The sequence below is a fragment of the Glutamicibacter arilaitensis genome (genome assembly GCF_044793945.1).
GTDB lineage: Bacteria > Actinomycetota > Actinomycetes > Actinomycetales > Micrococcaceae > Glutamicibacter > Glutamicibacter arilaitensis_B.
The window spans coordinates 3,702,257-3,720,609 of the sequence record NZ_CP084994.1 but is presented as its reverse complement, the minus strand read 5'-3'; the positions used below and the strand labels follow the sequence as shown (position 1 = coordinate 3,720,609).

Annotated in this window: 14 protein-coding genes and 1 pseudogene; 7 read left to right on the top strand and 8 right to left on the bottom strand. The window is 60.1% G+C overall.

The window, feature by feature from the left end; translation table 11 throughout:
- The first annotated feature begins 3 nt into the window (after nt 1-3).
- The 3 genes from LG294_RS17320 (at nt 4) to LG294_RS17310 (ending at nt 3,480) form a co-directional block, all read left to right on the top strand.
- Nucleotides 4-1,203: an ROK family protein gene (locus tag LG294_RS17320; RefSeq protein WP_404287951.1), complete on the top strand. Its 1,200-nt coding sequence runs from the start codon at nt 4-6 to the stop codon at nt 1,201-1,203.
- Nucleotides 1,204-1,209: 6 nt separating this feature from the next.
- Nucleotides 1,210-2,433 carry an MFS transporter gene (locus tag LG294_RS17315; RefSeq protein WP_404287949.1) on the top strand — a complete coding sequence of 408 codons (1,224 nt, stop codon included), beginning with the start codon at nt 1,210-1,212 and terminating at the stop codon, nt 2,431-2,433.
- Nucleotides 2,434-2,664: 231 nt separating this feature from the next.
- The gene (locus tag LG294_RS17310) at nt 2,665-3,480 is read left to right on the top strand and encodes a carbonic anhydrase (RefSeq protein WP_404287947.1); all 816 of its coding nucleotides are present in this window, start codon (nt 2,665-2,667) and stop codon (nt 3,478-3,480) included.
- 141 nt (nt 3,481-3,621) lie between these two features.
- Here LG294_RS17310 and LG294_RS17305 read toward each other — a convergent pair whose 3' ends face one another.
- The 5 genes from LG294_RS17305 to LG294_RS17285 all read right to left on the bottom strand — a co-directional run bounded on the left by LG294_RS17305 (nt 3,622) and on the right by LG294_RS17285 (nt 10,151).
- Nucleotides 3,622-5,070, bottom strand: coding sequence for an SLC13 family permease (locus LG294_RS17305; protein WP_404287945.1), 1,449 nt, complete (start codon nt 5,068-5,070; stop codon nt 3,622-3,624).
- Between the two features lie 11 nt (nt 5,071-5,081).
- Nucleotides 5,082-6,197 carry a PrpF domain-containing protein gene (locus LG294_RS17300; protein ID WP_404287943.1) on the bottom strand — a complete coding sequence of 372 codons (1,116 nt, stop codon included), beginning with the start codon at nt 6,195-6,197 and terminating at the stop codon, nt 5,082-5,084.
- Between the two features lie 1,740 nt (nt 6,198-7,937).
- Entirely contained in the window at nt 7,938-8,663 is a 726-nt protein-coding gene (locus tag LG294_RS17295; RefSeq protein ID WP_404287941.1) for a dihydrofolate reductase family protein, read from the bottom strand.
- 178 nt (nt 8,664-8,841) lie between these two features.
- Complete coding sequence (locus LG294_RS17290) at nt 8,842-9,207, bottom strand: cyclophilin-like fold protein (RefSeq protein WP_404287939.1); 366 nt, start codon at nt 9,205-9,207, stop codon at nt 8,842-8,844.
- Between the two features lie 47 nt (nt 9,208-9,254).
- Complete coding sequence (locus tag LG294_RS17285; RefSeq protein ID WP_404287937.1) at nt 9,255-10,151, bottom strand: helix-turn-helix transcriptional regulator; 897 nt, start codon at nt 10,149-10,151, stop codon at nt 9,255-9,257.
- A gap of 434 nt (nt 10,152-10,585) precedes the next feature.
- Here LG294_RS17285 and LG294_RS17280 point away from each other — a divergent pair, with 434 nt between their 5' ends.
- The 4 genes from LG294_RS17280 (at nt 10,586) to LG294_RS17265 (ending at nt 15,127) form a co-directional block, all read left to right on the top strand.
- Nucleotides 10,586-11,656, top strand: coding sequence for an alkene reductase (locus LG294_RS17280; protein WP_404287935.1), 1,071 nt, complete (start codon nt 10,586-10,588; stop codon nt 11,654-11,656).
- A gap of 209 nt (nt 11,657-11,865) precedes the next feature.
- A complete protein-coding gene (locus tag LG294_RS17275; RefSeq protein WP_404287933.1) occupies nt 11,866-13,137 on the top strand; it encodes an MFS transporter in 1,272 nt (423 codons plus the stop codon).
- Between the two features lie 182 nt (nt 13,138-13,319).
- Complete coding sequence (locus LG294_RS17270; protein WP_404287931.1) at nt 13,320-13,898, top strand: cyclophilin-like fold protein; 579 nt, start codon at nt 13,320-13,322, stop codon at nt 13,896-13,898.
- Between the two features lie 101 nt (nt 13,899-13,999).
- Nucleotides 14,000-15,127, top strand: coding sequence for a PQQ-dependent sugar dehydrogenase (locus tag LG294_RS17265; protein ID WP_404287929.1), 1,128 nt, complete (start codon nt 14,000-14,002; stop codon nt 15,125-15,127).
- Nucleotides 15,128-16,032: 905 nt separating this feature from the next.
- On the opposite strand, the pseudogene LG294_RS17260 reads toward LG294_RS17265, so the two are convergent.
- The 3 genes and pseudogenes from LG294_RS17260 to LG294_RS17250 form a co-directional block, all read right to left on the bottom strand.
- Nucleotides 16,033-16,290, bottom strand: a pseudogene (locus tag LG294_RS17260) (iron ABC transporter ATP-binding protein); the annotation flags it as partial.
- A gap of 22 nt (nt 16,291-16,312) precedes the next feature.
- Nucleotides 16,313-17,140, bottom strand: a complete 828-nt coding sequence (locus LG294_RS17255; RefSeq protein WP_404287927.1) for a hypothetical protein — start codon at nt 17,138-17,140, stop codon at nt 16,313-16,315.
- The gene (locus LG294_RS17250; RefSeq protein ID WP_404287926.1) at nt 17,134-18,126 is read right to left on the bottom strand and encodes a type IV toxin-antitoxin system AbiEi family antitoxin; all 993 of its coding nucleotides are present in this window, start codon (nt 18,124-18,126) and stop codon (nt 17,134-17,136) included. Before LG294_RS17250 ends, LG294_RS17255 begins: the two co-directional genes overlap by 7 nt.
- Between the last annotated feature and the right edge of the window lie 227 nt (nt 18,127-18,353).

Below are 18,353 nucleotides of genomic sequence, written 5' to 3'. Positions count from 1 at the left end.
TCAATGACCGATTCCAGCATGCAGCACTCCGCGATGGAGCCGGCCGCCCCCTCTTTGCGACGCTTGAATACCCAAAAGGTACTCAAGGCAACGTGGGATCGTGGGCTCGTGACCGCCAGCGAGCTCATCGAGCTCACTTCGCTTACCCGGGCAACCGTACTGAACCAAGCAAAAGAGTTGGTCAGCGCGGGATGGCTACGCGAAGCGGAAGATACCCGTGCCGCCGGTGCATACTCAAAAGGCCGTCCGGCGCTGCGCTATGAACTCAACGAAGCCAAGTCCGCGGTTGCCGGAATCGATGCGGGACAACATCGGATCTCCGTGGCGCTCGCCGACCTGCGCGGCAAGGAAATCGATCGCCAATCCTTGAGCGTGGAGCCGGGAGCGTGCGGGGAAGAGCGGCTTCGCATCACCAAAGAGCTGCTTCGAGAAACCTTGGCGAAGCATGCAGTGGAAAAGCTCGGCGCCCTAGTTATCGGGGTCCCCGCGCCAGTCGACGCCGGGGGGTTTTCTCCAAAGGCGGCCGACGGCTTCTGGGCTGCGATGAACCCGGACTGGCGTTCGGAACTAGCGCAGTATGCTCATCTGTTCTCGGTTGAAAACGATGCGAATCTGGCGGCGGTTGCAGAACTCGGACTCGAAGAATCCAGGTCCTTCGCAGCGCTGATGGTCGGCGAACGATTCGGTGCCGGAATTGTCATCGATGGACACCTATTGCGCGGGGCCCACGGACTAGCCGGAGAGATGCGTTTCCTTTCGCATGTCACCGGCGTGGGGGATGCGCTAGGTCTTGGCTACCTGGCGCGAGAACAAGCAAGGCGTGCACTCACCGATGGGACCGAGAGCTCGATGCAGCGGATCTCCGCCGAACGGGTGCGCGCGGAGGATGTCTTCCAGGCCGCCGCGAAGCAAGATCCATTGGCATTGGAAATCTTGGAGTCTCTCGGGCGGCGGCTGGCCAAGGTCGTGGCCGTGATCGCTGGATTCGCGGGTCTGGAAAAGGTCATCCTCTCGGGAGCCATGGCAGGAATCCTGCAACCGGTGATCGCTATCGCCGACCGTGAATTAGCTAAGGAACCAGAGCTCACCTGCGTGCAATTAGCGGTTTCCGAGCTGGGCGCGGAGGTGGCGCTGCAGGGAGCTATTTCACGTGGCATTGAATTGGTCCGCGCAACGGCTCCCTTCGAAACGCAGAAGCGATAAATCTCGGTGACCTTAACCTCGATCGATAGCGCCAATCGCCGGGCGCGCGGCGCGGTGTCGGCCTTGTTCCTGACCAATGGCGCGTTGTTCGCCAATATGGCTCCGCGCCTGCCCGAGCTGAAGGGCACCTTCGGGCTGGGCGAAGCAGCCTACGGTTTTCTGGTGATCGCCTGGCCAATAGGCGCAATCATTGCCGGACTTGCCGCGGGATGGCTCATTCGCCGCTTCGGTTCGGCGCTCGTAGCAGTAGCCGGAACCATGCTGACCGGAGTCGCGCTGCTCGCTGCCGGCTCGGCCCCAAGCCTGGCGCTGCTTGCCGCGGGCTTCCTGTTCGGCGGCGCCATGGATGCCATCACCGATGTGGCGCAGAATTCCCATGGGCTGCTTGTGCAGCGACGCTATGGTCGCTCGATTCTTAATTCATTCCATGCGTTGTGGTCGGTGGGTGCCGTCCTTGGCGGATCTATGGCTGCCGGGGCCATGGCGTTGAATTTATCTTTGAGTGCGCACCTGGGCATCTCGTTCATCGTTTTCGCGGCCGTCGCCTTGATCGCCCTCAAATTCTGCCTTCCCAAGGATGGATCGCCAGCCGGAATCGAAGTGGTATCCGAGGACCGGCCTGCTGCTCCCTCCGCGGGTACCGAGCGCAAGACGCGCAACCGCACCTTGTGGATCATGACCGCGTTGGTCCTGATTTCCACCGCTGGCGTCGTGACGGAGGACGCGGGCAACTCCTGGGCCGCGCTATATCTAGCCGATTCGTTGGGAACATCCGCCTCGTTCGCGGCGCTCGGCTATATTTCCCTCGTCGGAGCGCAATTTGTGGGTCGAATTCTTGGCGATGGCATGGTTGACCGCTTCGGCCAGCGTTTGGTCGCCCAGCTGGGCGCCGTCTGCCTCATCCTTGGCATGGGCCTGGCGCTCGCGTTCCCGTCGGTGCCCGGAAGCGTTCTGGGCTTCGCCGCTGCCGGTTTTGGCGTGGCGACTCTGGTCCCGGCCGCGATGGAACACGCTGACAGGCTGCCAGGGCTTGCCCATGGCGCCGGGTTGAGCGTGGTCTCTTTGCTGATGCGTGTGGGGTTTTTGATCTCACCGCCGTTGGTTGGATTCGTTGCCGAGGGCTGGGGGCTTCGGATGGGGCTATTGCTTGTACCTCTGGTTGGCGTCATCGTGCTGCTATGTTCCCCGGTGCTGCGCGGGAAAAAGGCGCATCGGCGACTTCAGCCCTAGGCCCGGGCACCGCGCGGCGCCATATGGCGAGCTACGCTGCCCCGGCTGTCATGTTGCTTTTGACGCTTGAGAAATATGACAAGCCATTTTTAATGAATCAATTAGCTCACCGTAGAATTCAAGTCATTATTTAGAACGGAAACTGATCAAACTCACCACATCGAGAGCATAGTCGGTGCTGGCTCTCCTTGCCAGGGTGCAGTCGGCCGGAGTATGCCGAGGGGATAACTCATGCCTAAATTGACCAACTCCATAAGCGGTACCGCAACCGCCATGAAAGGAGAAACGGTTCAGCTCAATAGGCGCCGGTTCTTTTCCGCGGCAGGCGGAGTGCTCACTCTGGCTGGCCTTGCGGCCTGTACGTCGCCGCAGAGTTCCATGACGGCTCCAACCCCGGTAGCCGAACGACTCCCGGCCGCCGCCAAAGCGCCCAGTTCTCCCGGCGAAGCCCTAGCAATACTCAAGACGGGCAATAGCAGATTCGCCGAAGGCAGGCCGGAGCATCCGAACCAGACAAGCCAGTTGCGCAGCGACCTTGCAGGGCATCAAGAACCATGGGCATTGGTTCACGGATGTGTTGATTCCCGGGTTTCACCCGAGCTCGTCTTCGACCAGGGCATCGGGGACCTCTTCGTTACCCGAACGGCTGGCGCGGTACTCGACGACACCCTTGTGGGGAGCATGGAGTTCGCGGTCAGCAGCCCCTACGAAGTCCCGGTCATTGTGATTCTCGGGCACACCGCCTGCGGAGCGGTGACCGGCACGGTTGCGGCCCTTGAGGAGAACTCGAAATCGCCGAAGGCCCCGGGGGAAATGATCGACTTCATCAGCGAGATCGCTCCGGCGGCGCTCGAGGTGAAACCCGTCCCAGATAAATCCGAACACGTCAACAATGTGGTCAGGATGAATACCGTCGAGGTTGCCGCCGCGCTTCTTGAACGCTCCGAAATCATCCGTAAGGCAGTCAATGCCGGGCGAACCGAAGTCATTGCGGCAGTCTATGATCTGCAGACCGGACTAGTTGACTGGAATCCGGTCGTCGCCTGAATTCACTGCACCAGCTATCAGCTTTCCAGCCCCTGACCACTTCATTGCGAATCTTGGAATGCCTGTGGATTGGGCGAACAAGTGAAGGCAGGAACCCGCTCGCGGGATCCTGCCTTCACTTGGATGATAAGCCGTGCGTGTTTACATGAAGCCGGTTGGCACCAGCAAAGCCCAAGCCAGTGCAGGGGCGACAAGCACCACAGCGCCGGCGTACATCATCAGCTGCCGGTAGACGCGCTGGCGATGAATTTCCTTCACGTTTGCAACGACCAGAGCGCCGGCGGTGGAGAATGGCGACACGTCCACGACGGTTGCCGCGATGGCGATGGCAGCGACGGTGCCGGTAGCGCTGAGCGAACTGACCGAGAGCAGAGGTCCGGCGAGCGGGATGAAGGCTGCCAGCAGGGCGGTGGAGGAGGCGAAAGCTGAACCAACGCCAATCACGTAGCACAGCACCAGGGCGATCAGTATCGGTGCGCCAAGGGCCAGCGCCTTGTGCGCCAGGGTGTCGATGACGCCAACGTGCGTGAGCAGCGAGACGTAGGTGATCATGCCGGCTACGAGCAGGACCGTTGACCAGGAGATCCCGGCGACGAATTTATGCTGGTCCTTGATATTCAGCAGCGCCAGCAGCAAGCCGGCGGTCAGGGCAACGAAGCCGATCGGCAGTCCGAAGCCCAGCGCGCACACGAGCATCGCTCCAATCAGCACCAGCGTGTAGATCTGCTGGCCCCGGGGGCGAGTGCTGCGGGTGTCGTCAAGGTCGGCATTCGCCTCACCGTCACCCTCGCGCAGCTTGCCGAGCATGGCGAACACCATGACGGTCAAGACCGAAAGAATCAAGTTGATCACGAAGCTGGCGGCAAAGAGCGCAGCAGGGGAGATGGGGAACCCATTTTCCAGCGCAATATCGTGCACCAGGACCCCGGAAACGGACAGTGGCGAGAAGCCGCCGGCGTGGGCGCCGTTGATGATGAAGGCGCCCATGAGCAGCGGGTTGATGCGCGACTCGTAGGCGAAGCCGATGGCGGCCGGGGCAAGCAGCGCTACCGCTGCCGGCGAGAAGGTGCCCAGCGAGGTCAGCGCGGCGGCGACGAGGAAGAACACCCACGGCAGAAGCATGGTCTTGCCGCGCACCAGCAGCACGCAGTTGCGCACGATGATGTCGATGGTCCCGTTGTGCTGGGCCATGCTGAAGAAGTAGGTGACGCCGATGATGGTCAACACGATGCTCGCAGGGAAATCCGCGAGGATTTCCTTATCGCTCATGCCGAGCATGAAGTAGCCGATGCCGAAGGCGGCCACCAGTCCCATTACACCGATATTCACCGGCCACTTGGTGGCGACGATGAACATGATAACGAGGACCACCAGCGGGATGATCTGCTCCGCGGTCATCGAAGTTGCGGGGTCGGTGCCGGTGGAAGGAGTGAAGAGGCCGGGCCCGACGAAGGCGGCCAGCAGACCGAGGAAGGCGATCGTGGCGATGATGATCAACGTGCTGCGGCGGTTGCGCCGCGGCTTGACGGTATGAACGTCGATCTCGTCGTTCTTAGTCGGTGGAGCAGGCTCAAAAGCTGTTTTAGTCATGGTGCGTCTCCTCAGTAACTGGCGCTTGCTAGTGAGCCCTCGGCGGCGCTGCCGAGGGTCTCGGGGAGGTGGATGATGGAGCTGGCGATGCTGCGGGCGGTGCGGTCGACGCCGACCAGCATCGAACCGTCGCGTTCCTCGCTCCAGGTTTCGATGACGCCCGCTGGGGTGCGCAGACGCAGTGCGGTGCGCGGAGCATCGCCGGTGATGCTGTGCAGCACCGTGCCCGGGGTCCGGGCGCCAAGGGTCAGCGCGATGCTGCCGGTGATCGCCAGGGCGGGGTGAGGCTTGCCCATGGAGAGCATCATGACGCTGATATCGCTTTCTTTCTCATCCGCCGGGGCGGCGGCAATTGCTACCTTGGGAATGGCGCGGGCGGCTTCGGCAGTCGTAGCGGCTAGGCCCATCCGCACGGCAGCCTCGCGGCGGATCTTTTCCAATGTGTCCAGTTGCAGTTCGACAGCACCGGTCCAGGTGCCATACCGCGCGGCATCCAAACCGAGGTCTTCGGCGCGGATGACTACGACCGGCGCACCGGCGTCCACCATGGAGACGGTCCAGTTTCTACCGTCCACGCTCAGTGAATCGGTGGCGTTGCCGGTGGGCAGCAGGTTTCCGGTGGTCTTTCCCGCTGGATCCCGGAAACCGAGTCCGACCTTGTAACCGGCAGATGCGACGCCAGGCATGTGGGCCTGTGGAACGATGGGCAATGCACCCTCTGGGGTGTCTACCCGCTGAATGATGATCTGCTTGGTGTTCGTGTTGCGGGTAACGATCTGGGTGACGTCTCCTTGAGGAGCCACCCACCCATTCTCGATTGCGTAAAGTCCCACCACTGCAGAGCAATTTCCGCAATTGCTGCCCCAGTCCACGGTGGCCTCTTCGATGCCAACCTGGGCAAAGGTGAACTCCACATCGATTTCCGGATCGGCGGATCGGTGGAGGATCACGGCCTTGCTGGTGGTCGAGGTTGCCCCGCCGACACCGTCAATCTGCCGCTGATCGGGACTGCCGAATAACCGCGGGAGCAGCTCGTCTAGGCCAATTGTAGTCAAGTCCAAGTGATCGGTTTCAAAGACCCAGCACTTGCTGGTGCCTCCGCGCATCCATTCGGCTTGTATGTTCATCGTTCATTCCTAGATCTCGTTGTGCCGCGCGTTCTGCTCCCGGTCACTCGGTCCGGATTATTGATGGTCCGGCTTCTAAAGAACAATAAGCTGGATCACAAATGAAGACCATGTACTAGCAGTGGAGGGGGTATGTAGATTCGCTTAATTTGCCTAGAATTCGGGTCTATGACGTTGCAATTGAGCGCTTGGGAGAATGTCTGTCAGGTGAATTCTGAGTCTCACGACCAGAGGTTTTAGAGAATGAACCAATAACACAATTCATTGAAGTGTTGCTTACTTCAATCTCTGAGTTTTGACGCAAAAAATTTGTCACAATGCGAGATGTTGAGCGGGTGCCGAGTCGAACTGCCCGGAATAACGCCGGACGAGTCGCCGGCGCTTTATGAATGAGCCGCCGGAATGCCATCACGGCACCGGTTGCCACCAAAGAAGCAAAAAATTCCGACCATTGGAGCGAGGGTCGTCAGGGCTCCGCAAACGGGATATTGCGATCCGGCACTCGGTATGCGCGTCTTGATGTCTGCGGCTGACACCTCAGTGATTTCCGAGGGATGAATTGTGGCCAGCGGCGTTTGAATCAGGAGCAGAGCGCGTACGGATCTGGAGAACAATCAAACTGAGCTCGTGCATGATGGCCAAATGGATCAACGAGATCCGCTATTCGATCGCCATGCAAGGCCGGTAAAAGCCGTTTCTTCGAATACGATGCCATCAGTTTCGCCGCGGTGGCTCTATGTGCGTTTCGGACTTTTCTGTCGCTGAGTGGATAGGGCTGTGCGCGGTCGCTCGCCCGATATCGAGCCCGGAATTCTGGATTAGCAGGGGCATGGACCCTATGTTGCTGGAGCGCAAGTTGACCATCAACAGATGCCGGACTGGCATCCTGGCGCATTTTTCCGTGAGCTGTCGTACCTCGGGCCAGCTCTCAATATATGAACAGTCACGTACCTGAAATATATTGTTGGACGAGCTATTACTCGAACTGACCGCAGGTGGGCTGCTCACTTTGCGGTGACCGGCTCACCATTCCATGTCGGTGATCTCCGGCAGGTCGGTTCCCGAACACCTTGGCTTGGCGGGCAACCTGTCAAGCCCTGGTCGCCAGCGCTCTCGTACGCCAGTCGCTTCCGGGCACTTCTTGAGAAGGTCAGGCAAGAAATCGCCGACGTCCGGAACCCCTGAGACGCCGTGGGCCTGCTATGGAGTGCGCGTGATAAAACGAAAAATCGAACTTCAAGGCCTCCAGAGTTTGGTATCTGACTGGATGGCTCAAGAGAAAACTCCGGCACAACGTGCTGAGGATTTGGCTACGGCAGGCGGGCAAAAAGAAGTTGTTTGGCGCCGGCAGACACTGACAATTTCAATCTGCAGTCTGTCCAAGGAAACTAACCGGTCGAAGCACACCCGCTAGCCGAGCGGCGCAACTTCCTGCCCTGACTGCACGGGCGCTGTAGGGAAAAACACGGGTGAGCCTGCTGTTGACGCTATCGCGGGGGCAACTGGTCCGAAGGTCGCTTTTGATTCGAGGCGACCTTCTGACCCCGGCATCAACGGGACGCGGCCCTCAGTGGTGAAGGCCGCGCCGTTTATGGGTTAGAGGCTTTTCTTGACGAAAGAATCGGGCTTGTGTCCCAGAGGATGGTGTTGACCTGGCCGCAGAGGCTGACGTGGCCGGCTCCACTGATGACAACGGTACTCGTGACGCTCCTTGCTTCGTGTTCTGCTGGCAGGTGAGCTTTATGGGGTGGGGTGCTTGACGGTGTAGCGCAGCCAAACGATGCTGTCACCGAGGTCCTCCACGCTGCTGAGCTGCAGGGCGACGGGACTGACGGTGCTGTAAGGTTCCCGAGCTGTGAAGAAGCGCGGGGCTTCGGGGTCGCCGTTGGCGATGGGGGCCAACACCATGCTGACCTCATCCACCAAACCTTGTTGAAGGAAAGACCAGTTGATGGTGCCGCCGCCGCCCACCATGAGGCGCTTGATACCCAGGTCAGCGAGCTTGGCCAGCATGACACCGTAGTCGACCTGGTCGGTGCCAGCGATGATGTAGGAGATGTTCTTGCGGCGCAGGAAGTCCTTGTATGCGTTGCTTGCCTTATCGGTGAGCACTTCAAGGAAATGTGCCGGGACGCCGCCGTAGCCGAATGTATTGGTTACCCACGCGAGCTCCCCACGTGGGTCGATGGACACGTAGTACATCCCTGCATCGGGCTCGGCGATGTAGTCTCCGGCCGGGACCTGCGCGGCGTTCTTGTCCACCTCGGGCACCTTGTAATGGGTGATGTTGTCTTCCGTTGAAGTCTTGCCGTTGAGGTACGCATCGACGTTGAGCACCTGCTTTCCGGGGGTCAGCGCGAGATCTTGGTAGAGCTGGCTGCCGGCTTCAAATGCGGGCAGGTCCATTCCGTCGATGTTTCCGTCGATTGAGGTGTGGGTATGGATGATGACGTATGGGCGTTTCATGTTGTCCTCTTTCTCGGGGTTTTTCTGCTTCGGAGCGCCGAGCCAACCGGTGGCTTGCTTGACAAAGGGTTCGCGGGTTTGTGTAGCGGTTAGGCGCCCTCTGCTGGTCGGCGTTCACGATTCCAGGGAAGTGCATGGCCTTGCGGGAGCACGGGAGATCATCGGCCCAATGGACGGGTCAGGCGCTGGGGACGGGAACCATTGAGAAATGGATCCTTGTGCCGTCCGGGAGCGCGCGCAGCGCATTCAAGTCGTAGTCGAAACGTCCCATGCGCACGAGTCCGGGCCATTTCCCCGGGCTGCCGTAGTACAGGACCAGACCCCGGGTAGGTGCGTAGTAGCCGATTTCCCCGGGGCCGGGAGCATCCGCGCGGGGCACTCCATCCATGGTCAAGGATCGGCCAAGGTCCGCAACCTTCTCAACGTCGTTGAAATCGTCGAATTCCAGATCGAGAGGCAGCAGCCCCGCCAGTTCGTGCGCCACCGGATGATCATGCAGCTGGGCGTCAACGCGCGTTCCGTTGATGGTCAGTTCGATATTCATGCAGATGAGTCCTTTGTCGGTCTTGCGGTTGGTCGTCGACGCAGGGCTCAGCGGTCGGTTGGCTCCTTGGCCGCGGCGGAGGCGGCCCGTTCGCCGGTTTCGGTGGCTGCCCACGAGGCGAGAAGCCGCAGTGCTTGTTCGGAGCTGGAGCCGGGCTCCGCGGCATAAACCGTGAGGGTCAGGCCGGGTTCGGCCGCCATTTCCAGGCCTTCGTAGGCCAGGGTGATTTCCCCGACGACCGGGTGGTTGAAGGTCTTGGATCCTGCTCCGTGGTGCCGGACGTTGTGCGCGCTCCAACGCCGCCGGAAATCGTCGGATCGGGTGCTGAGCTCCCCGATGAGGTCATGGAGTTCCTTGTTATGCGGATCGCGCGAGGCTTCGGTGCGCAGGATGGCGACGGTGACCTCCGCGAAGAGCTCCCAATCGGGGTAGAAATCGTGTGCCCGGGGATCGAGGAACGTGTACTTGGCGATGTTTGGCGGCTGGCCCGGCATATCGTAGACATCCTTGTAGAACGCGCGGGCCAGGGGGTTCACCGCGAGGATATCCATACGTCCGTTCCGGACGAACGCCGGTCCCGCCGTCACAGCGTCCAGCACCCACTGCAGGGACTGGTGGGCCAGCCAGGTCTTGGGGTTCCGTCGCCGAGCAGGCCTGGCCACAGGGCTCGCCGCCTGGGCAAGGTCGAAAAGGTGAGCGCGTTCGGCATCATCGAGCCGCAGTGCTTTGGCGAGTGCGTCGAGGATCTCCGGAGAGACCCCGCTGATGGCACCGCGTTCAATGCGTGTGTAGTACTCGATGCTCACCCCTGCCAGGGTCGCAACCTCGTTACGGCGCAACCCCTTGACCCTGCGGTTGTTGCCGGTTGGAAGGCCCACCTGTTCCGGGGTGAGTTTGTCCCGGCGCGACGAAAGGAACTCCCGCACTTCTGCTCGATTATCCATACTTCCACGGTAGACGAGCTCGGGGCCTTGGGGGAGGCCCCGTGAGTACCACTCTCAACAGGGACTCCCGCAGCGGATCATTTGATGGTGTTGTTATATGGACAGCAGAACCGAAAACCAAGAGGAGTGCCCCATGCGCGGAGTCATCATCCACGCACCCGTCCGTGGGTTCTTGTCTAACCTTGCCCAGCTGACCCGGGTACGATTTCCACCCCGATGGTGGACCGCATGATCTCCGGAGGGGAACTCGATCCCACCGGTGCCACAGCTTTGATCCCGATGGCGCGTTTCGGCACAGGCGAGGAATTCGCAGCTGCCGTTCTATGGCAGCCAAACGCGGCGCCCCACCTGAACATCCCGCATCCCCTAGCCCCACCCCGTGTCCCAACCAAGGCGCGAGCGGCAACAACAACAATCCTGAATCAGGAGATTCCATGAGCATTTTCACCCCCATCACCCTCGGCGACCTCGAACTTCCCAACCGCCTCGTCATGGCCCCACTGACCCGCTCACGCTCGGGTCGCGATGGTGTCCCGGGAGACATCGTCGTGGAGTACTACCGGCAGCGGGCATCCATGGGGATGCTGACCACCGAAGGCATCTACCCAAGCTTCAGCGGGCAAGGGTTCGTCCGCCAGCCCGGCCTGGCCACCAAGGAACAGGTTGAAGCCTGGCGCAAGGTCACCGACGCGGTCCATGCCGAGGGAGGACGCATCATCGCCCAGATCATGCATGCGGGCCGCGTAGCCAATTCCGGCATCACCGGCCAGCAAGCGGTGGCCCCCAGCGCCATCGCCATCAACGGGCAAACTAGGACCTACGAGGGCAAGATCCCCTACGAGGTCCCGCGGGCCCTGGAAACGGAGGAACTGCCGGGCATCATCGAAGAATTTGTCCTAAGCGCCGCCAACGCCATCGAAGCAGGCTTCGACGGCGTGGAAATCCACGGTGCGAACGGCTACCTGCTCCACCAGTTCCTCTCCTCCTCGGCAAACACCCGCACCGACGGATACGGCGGCACCCCGGAAAACCGGGCACGGCTCACCGTCGAAACGGTCACCGCTGTAGCCAGGGAAATCGGCGCGAACAAGACCTGGCTGAGAATCTCACCGGAGAACACCATCGAGGACGCGCTGGACTCGGATCACGGGGACGCATTGGCCACCTACCTGGCCGTGGCGGCAGGAATCGCACCGCTGGGCTTGGCCGGCCTGAGCATCTTGCACACCGACCCCTCCGGCACACTCGTCCAGCAGGTGCGCACTCGATTCGGCGGAAGAATCATCCTGAACACCGGATTCAACGCTGTCACCTCCCTGCAGGACGCCCTTGATCTCACCGAGGGCGGTTGGGCCGATGCCGTGGTCGTGGGACGGCCCGCACTGGCCAACCCGGACCTGGTCCGCCGGTGGCAAGAAGGACTGCCGCTGAATGAACCGGACCACAGCACCTTCTACACCGAGGGATCCAAGGGCTACACGGACTACTCAACTTGGCAGAACTAGCAGAGTTGATCCCGGTCGCCGGCACGGTTTCGGCCGCGCATCGTTCGCGGATGGGTTCATGATGCCCGCTGCCGAAGGGGGCACCGATGGTACCTCTCACAACGCGGTCTCCCTCATTGGGCGAACCTGCTGTTTGATGAAGGGGAGAGAACGACCAGTACACGCGCAGATGCAAGCGACAGCAACCAATACGAAGAAACGAAAAGACTTTGACCTCAGAAACTCCCGGCAGCCGCGCCGAAAGCGAAGCGGCCACGCCCGCACCCGGTGCAGCAGCAACCGGGCTTGCCGAAGCGGCACCGCCCACGCCCGGGTTCCCGGCAGTGGCTCAGGACCGGCTGCCACTGCCGGCCCTTCTGGTCATGGCGCTCATGGGGTTCATCCTCATTGCCACCGAAACCATGCCGGCGGGTCTGCTGCCGCAGATCGCCAGCGGGCTGGGCATCGCCGAAGCCACTGCTGGTCAAATGGTCACCGCCTACGCGCTGGGCACCGTGGTCCTCACGATCCCTGCCATCGCGCTGACTCGCGGGATGCGGCGCAAGCCGGTATTCCTCGCCGGCATTCTGGGCTTCCTGTTGGCGAATATCGTCGCGGGCTTCTCTAACGACATCATCCTGTCCCTGGCCGCCAGATTCGCCGCCGGTGCCTTTTCCGGTTTGGCGTGGGGAATGATGGCCGGATACGCACGCCGGATTTCGGCGGCGAAGTTCGCTGGCAGGGCCTTGGCCGTCGCCTCGATCGGCACCCCGCTCGGATTGGCCGTGGGCACGCCCCTCGGTTCGTGGCTGGGCACCACCTTTGACTGGCGCTTCGCCTTCTGGGCACTGTCGGTCTTGACGATTCTCACCGGCTTGCTCGCACTGGCAATCGTTCCCGATGCCCCCGGCCAGCGCGCAGAATCCCAGATCCCGATGGTACGGGTGTTCGCCATTCCCGGGGTATCGGTGATCCTCGTGGTCATCTTCGCGTGGATGCTGGCGCACAATACCGTGTACACCTATATCGCTTCCTATCTGCGCACGACAAATGCCTCCCTCACGGTTGATGTGGCCTTGGTGGTGTTCGGGGTGTCCGCCCTGATCGGCATCTGGATCACCGGTACCCTCATTGACCGCGCACCGCGACCGCTGGTGCTGGCCAGCCTCTCGATCTTCCTCATCGCGGGCGTCATCTTCATCGCCGGCAACCAATCCCTGATTGCCGTACTGGTGGCCCTTGCCCTGTGGGGCATCTCCTTCGGTGGGGCGGCACCGCAGTTGCAGTCGGCCATCAGCGCCGCCAGCGGTGAGAACGCCGATGTCGCCAATTCCCTGCTCGGCGTCGCATTCAATGTCGCCATCTTCTTCGCGGGCATCGTTGGCGCAGTGTTGATCAGCACCGCCGACGGACTGGTCCTACCCGTCCTGATGGTCGCGCTGGCAGCCGTAGCCCTGGCTATTGCCTTCACCGCACGCCGCTATGCTTTTCCTCCCCGGTAAAGTCCGGACCAAGTGAGGCGAAATTGTGTCTCACGCACCGCTCGCCGAATTGCGACCGGACACGCAGCATATCCCTTCAAGCAATCAAGGCGCACGCAGCCTCATCTGCCGCTGAGCCTCTCGCAACGAACGAAATCGAGCGCAGTGCAGTGGGCGCTAGACACAAGAGAAAGGCACGACGAATGCGTCGAAACCACATCATCGCCGGATCCCTGGCACTGTTGCTGGCCCTGACCGGATGCACCCAGATCGGGGAAACCAACCCCTCGACCCCACCAACGAGCACGGCACCAACGCCAGCCGCCACGCCTAGCACGTCGCCGTCCACCGCATCTGCACCCTCGACGAGCCCGAGCGCATCCGCCGCGGAATCAACGGCCTCGGAAGCGCCAGCCGCACAATTGCCAGTTGTGCGCTTCACCTCGGGGCAGACGTCCGTCGATGTCACCATCAAGCCGGAGAACCCCACCGCCAGGGACTTTCTCTCGATGCTTCCGCTCACCGTGCCGGTTGAGGAGTTCGCGGGACGGGAAAAGCTCGCGGATCTGCCCCGGGAGCTGGTGACGGAAGGCTCTCCGGGATCGGACCCCGTGGACGGGGACTTGATCTACTTCAAACCATGGGGAAACCTCGGGTTCTACTACAACACCTCGGGCATCGGCTACTCGGACCAAACCATCCACCTCGGGACCTATGACGCCACTGCCGAACAATTGGAACTCCTCGAGGGCAGCAACATCACCGTCGAACTTGTCGATTAGCCCCGGCGCATCGGCATGCACCGCCGGTCCGAACAGGCGGAGCGCCCACCATACATTCCGCCGGCCCCACGGGCCGACGAGCCAATACCCAGGAGAAGACCTTGAAAAAACTACGAACAGCATCGGTGCTGGCCGCCGGAGCGGGGATCAGCTTCCTGCTGAGCTCATGCGCTCCGACGCCTCCGGCCCAGCCCCCAGCCACCGCTCCGGCCGCTTCTTCATCGCCGTCAACATCCCAGTCGACAGAACCAGCCGGGCAAGCGGCGCCCACTGGCACCCCGCGTGTGGTCAGCAGCGGCTTGGAAGCACCGTGGTCGGTGGTGTTCCGTGATGGAACGGCCTTGGTCAGCGAACGCGACAGCGCCCGCATCCTGGAACTGGCCGAAAACGGAAGCTCCCGGGCCATCGGGACGGTCCCTGGGGTGGCCGGCTCCGGTGAGGGTGGACTGCTGGGTATGGCGGTGGATGATCAAGGACGGCTGTACGTCTACTCCACGGGTGCCGGGGAAAATCGGATCCAGCGCTTCGATATCACGGGAACACCCGGGGCGCTGGCCCTCGGCGATGCGGTGACTATTCTCGACGGGATCGACTCGGCGAGCTACCACGACGGCGGCCGCCTGGCTTTTGGCCCGGATAAGATGCTCTATGCCACCGTGGGTGACGCCGGGCAGGCCGGCCAGGCACAGAACCTGGATTCCCTGCTCGGCAAGATCCTGCGGATGACCCCGGATGGCAGCGTTCCCGAAGACAATCCGTTCGCTGGCTCCCTGGTCTACAGCTATGGGCACCGCAATCCGCAGGGACTTACCTGGGCTCAGGACGGAACGATGTTTGCCACCGAGTTCGGGCAAAACACCTGGGACGAGCTGAACATCATCACCGCCGGGGCCAACTACGGGTGGCCGACGGTCGAGGGCATTGAGGAGGCCGAAGGCTTCACGAATCCCGTGCAGCAGTGGGCCCCGGATGTGGCCAGCCCCAGCGGCATGACCCACATTGACGGGACGCTGTTCATCGCCAACCTGCGCGGAACGGTGCTACGCGCGGTTCCGGTTGCGGATCCCGCCACGTTCACCGACCACTACGACGGCGAGTACGGACGCATTCGGGATGTCACGGAATCCCCGGACGGGGAGCTGTGGTTCCTGACCAACAACACCGATGGCCGGGGGACACCCGGACCGGAGGATGACCTGATTCTCGGCGTGGATCTGGGAAGCGAATAGGGTCCACCTGCCGACGCTCCGGACTCATTTGAACTATGGGCGGTGCTGCCTGGTCCTTACCGGACGGCACCGCCTGTCGGTGAAAGCACAGGGAACGAGATCAGGACCACCTACTGCACCAATGGTTTCCATAGCCACGTCCACAGAGCGGAACGGAAAATGCGGCATCACGATGGTTCGGTTTGGCTCCGCGGATCTGTGCCAGCTGCCTACGGTTGCAAAATGCCTTGACTGGCGGTGTTCCACGTCGGTTTTGACGTTAGATTTCAGCATGCCTCTAAAGCAAGGTAATTGAGTATAGGAAAAACTTATAGTCCTATATAGATCTATATAGATCACGAGGTACAAGAAGGAACCAGATCCGAACCTGTACGATTCCGGAGCCGGATCGCGCTCAGGGTTTTGGCTGGTCTCGATGCTGATATCGCCCCTATCGACTAGCGCATAGCTCGTGTCAAGAGATTCTCGTACGTTCGTCTACTAGTCTTTAGTTGACTGAAAAGCAGCGGGAAAACTGTGCTGTAGAACCGGATGTAGAATTTGGCCGAAGGTGCTTTTGATGCTCTAATTGCTGAAGCCGGGAACTACCCCTATTTTCTTGCAAGTATTCGGCAGCGCCATATGGCCTGTGGCTCCGAATCCCCATTCCCAGCCTAGGGCGGACAGCCAGCTACCGAGCCGGGCAAGGCTCAGTTGGATGCGGGATTATTTCATGCCCGTGGGGAACGGTCGGCTCCGCCAGAAGTAGAACGCGTGGACGCCATGGCGGCGGATCGCGATGAGGCTGTACGAAGTGCGGTCCTCGCTCGTCGTCAAAGGCTCTCCTGTACAGCGCCAGGGATGTCCAGTTACATCGAGCGCCACCGAAGGCTGACTTGACTGAAGACCAGGCAACCGGCACCGGCTTAGTAGTACACCGCCAGCGGGCCATTAGGTCCGTCGATTACCTGCACAGGCGTCTCGAAAACCTCGCTGAGGATTTCGTCATTCATGATCCGTTCCGGGGTGCCGAACTGGACCACCTTGCCGTGCTTCATCGCGCAGATGTAGTCCGCGTAATGCCCGGCGAAGTTGATATCGTGCAGCACGATCACGATGGTGCGGAACAGTTCCTGGGCCGTGCGTTTCAAGTGCTGCATGCCGAGGTTGTTCAGCGGTTTATCTGAACCTTCATCTGTATAGCGGTTATTGCACGATCTGGAAATTTGAAACTAGATTTCTGCGTCGATCGAGACTCGGCGTGGACTTTGCCCCCGAGGGCAGTACGAAGTCACGTGCAAAGGCGTCCAAGTCCTGTGTTTTCCAGCGGTAGGCTAGATCAATGCAACTAGTGGGAGACAGCTGATCTGAAATATCGATGCTGAGCAGTCTTATTGCCGCAAAATCCGGGTCCCAGTCACTTTCCTCAAGCAACTTTAATCCCACTTCAGTGTCGTATAGCCTGTTGCTGATTTCTTCTGAATGTTGGTACCAATAAGCTGCCAATGCGAGGTCTTTTGCATCCTTATCGCTGCTGTAGTGGACTGAGCGGTCAATCCAAGCCCTCATTTTTAATGCTGCGTACCCCGCGGGTTGTGGCAGTCGTATGTTCTGTCCGGTAGGAAGGAGGAGAGGGATAGATCGGCTGTAGACGTCCTGGAATCCGAAGACCACAAGTTCTTGGCCTCGCGGTGCGGGGGAGCTGATACCTTCTGGATCCTCTATGGCACCAAACGGCATGATGTCTACGGGAGTTTTTGCAATTATGTAACGGATCCCGTTGCTTCCGCTTTTCGGATACAAGGCGTCTATGCGCTCGGTGATTTTCCAGTCGTTCACGGCGATAGCTATGTCCGCATCGCTCGTAGATCGCACCTCGAAAGCATGACCAAGCGCAGAATGGATGATATCTCGACTACCAGCGCCTATGAGGAGAATGTTCTCTGGAATAAGCGGAGTATTGCAGGTCAGTTCTTCGATCACTGGCGAAATCGTGTCGAAAAGACGAACGTTTACACGGTTCAGATTCAGCATAGAGATGATTCTCGTAGTTGAAGGGCGGCTTCACGTTGACGACCGTCATTTGACGCGAGGAGGTCCGCATACGTGAGTAGTAGAGGAGCCTGATAAATTCCAGGATGATCTGGCTCATCCGGCGCTTCCCAAAATTTCTGACGAATGTATATATTGGGCGCTTCAGTATCGCGCCGCCATCTGCGTGCCCGCAATAAGCTCGTAGGGAGACCTTCGGTATAAAGTACTACAGTTTCTGGCTGGACTAGAACTGGAGCGGCGGCTTCGCCTCCAACGTAAACCGTCTGGTCCTTGATTTTCAGATTGCTCCAATCTCCGGCGAAGTGATGCGTTCTTGACTGTGAGCCAAGGCCGGTGGGATACGAAGCCGCCCATTGATCGATAAGGATTTCGCGTTGATGGGACGACAGCTTCCTGCGATCATCTAGGAAACCGTACTGAGTGAGCAGTTCTAATGTCTCTTGCGTCTGGCCGATGGATGTTCCAGCGGCACGGGCAAGCTGTCGGATTGGCCTTTGGAGTAATTCGGGCCAAGTGAGGATGGCAAATATTATCTGGGATCGTTTCAGGCTGAAGAGGTTCACGCCGCCGCGTTTGAGCTGGGTGTAGTGCGGAGTGGATGATCGTGGAGCACGTCGTCCGCGGATATCAATATGAACGCCTTTGAAACTAACAAATGCATTACCAGCTTGATCGATGTAGTTAACGCCCTGTAGCCGGAAGATTTCGGCGCTTCGTTCGGTGATGCGTGGTCCGACAAGAAGGAGCTTCCGACTCCCGTCTAGGGTGCGGTCGCGCCATTGTTGAGAAGTGGCAGTCATGGTATCGGTGTACCCAAGAAGAAATTTACCTTGACCATGCTCATGAGCAAGCGTTACCGCCAGCGCATCATCTGTAGATATGCGAGCGAAATCGGTGTTCTCAATGATTTTCAGCCCCAACTCTTCGAATCGCTCGAGTAGGCCAGCTGCGAGTTCTCTGTTCATCACAATCCCTCATGTTCAACGTAACTGCATTTTCATTCTAAATGAAAAATGGGTAATAGTGAACGCTAAAGTGTGAATTCTCGTTCTTGGTGGATCGGGCCCCACGGGATCCTGGAGTGGATAGTGGTGATTCTTGGGTTGAATACCGCACGTTCGTCGCAAGATCCTGAAGGTTCAGGATGTTGCAACCGTTGGAACCCGCCCAATTATGGTCGCGGCGTGACTGC